General features: G+C 35.5%; 1 protein-coding gene. It reads right to left on the minus strand.

The window, feature by feature from the left end; translation table 11 throughout:
- Nucleotides 1-34: 34 nt before the first annotated feature.
- A complete protein-coding gene (locus tag ACGH49_RS10810; RefSeq protein ID WP_411589372.1) occupies nucleotides 35-1,294 on the minus strand; it encodes an RCC1 domain-containing protein in 1,260 nt (419 codons plus the stop codon).
- Nucleotides 1,295-1,351 lie beyond the last annotated feature (57 nt).

The following is a 1,351-nucleotide window of genomic DNA, read 5'->3' on the forward strand; positions in this document are numbered from 1 at the left end:
ATAATAATATCATCCACTAATTCTTAACTAATCATTATTTTCCTTGCCCTGGAATATGTTTTTTACCATAAACCCTTTTCATTTCATCAACAACAAATTTAAGCTCTTTTCCCGGCCACCTTACATCCTCGTTGGTTTGTTGCGAAAATTTATGCAAAGCTCCATATCCAACACCAAAGGCTTGCCCCTTATCATTCCAATATATTAAATGCTGTTTACCCATATCAATTTTAGTCAAATTTCCAATGTGGTTTCTTCTCGTTGGAGTACGTCCATATAGTGGTATTCGCATCAAATTAGATCCATCTGCTGCCCCCCATGTCCATAATCTTTTGTTTTTATCGATAGCAACACACCCCATAAATTGACAAGAAAGCGCATTTATGTTTCGTATGATGCGCCTAGGTTTTGTTACTTTTTCTCCACTTTTTGTAATATTAAGCCCTAAATATATTCCTTCCCCCATACCATAAACATCACCTGACGAGGTCAAAAACGCAGTGAAACGATCGCCTCCAGTGATATGTACTATATTCTTGCCATTAACACCACGGGGGAGATTTGTAATTTTTTTAGGTTTAGCTTGAAATAAAAGAGTAGCTGAGTCATTACCCCATCCAAAAACTTCACCAGCATTATTAATGGCATATCCAGTGTTGTCCCCATCGCCAATTAATACCACCGGTCTATTGTTAAAATATTGTCGAGGGAGCTTATTAACATTATTAACCGCATTCTTTTTTCCGTTCCCTATTTGGCCATATATACCATGCCCCCAAGTATAAACATCACCGCTTTTGGTTAAAGCATAAGATGAAGATTCTCCAGTACTAACCATAACAACATTTTTTTTGTTTAGAACTAAAACAGGCGAGCTTGGATAATTCCCTGCACTATTATTACCAGATGTCTCATGATATCTATTGTATCCCCAGCCCCAGACATTACCTTTTTCATCTAATGCAATAATATGATATGTTCCTGCGGTTAATTGTGTAATAGAGAGCCCTTTATTAGCAAAATACTTTACTCTAGCAGGTTTGCTATTTGACATTTCAAACGATTTTCCGTTACCTTGCTGTGATAAACCTCTATTCCCCCAAACCCAAACATCACCTTTTTCTAACGTTAAAGCCGTATCAAATAATTTGCTAGCTGAGGAAATAACTACTGCTGACTTTGATTTTAAATTTGCTGACTTTGTTGATGGTAAATTTACTGCATCTGTACCTGCTTTCGCTAATAATGAGAAAAACATACAGGATATGAATAATACTACTTTTTTTAATTTCATTAAGTGTACCTCCCCTTCCTAGTTGTTTATTTTTTATACTTTCTTTTATTAATAAAT

It is taken from the genome of Gilliamella sp. BG7, from assembly GCF_046635565.1.
Lineage (GTDB): Bacteria > Pseudomonadota > Gammaproteobacteria > Enterobacterales > Orbaceae > Gilliamella > Gilliamella apicola_P.

Bases quoted from the DNA above. Each gene is read 5' to 3' on its own strand.
- ACGH49_RS10810 (WP_411589372.1), bottom strand. From the start codon at position 1,294: ATGAAATTAAAAAAAGTAGTATTATTCATATCCTGTATGTTTTTCTCA.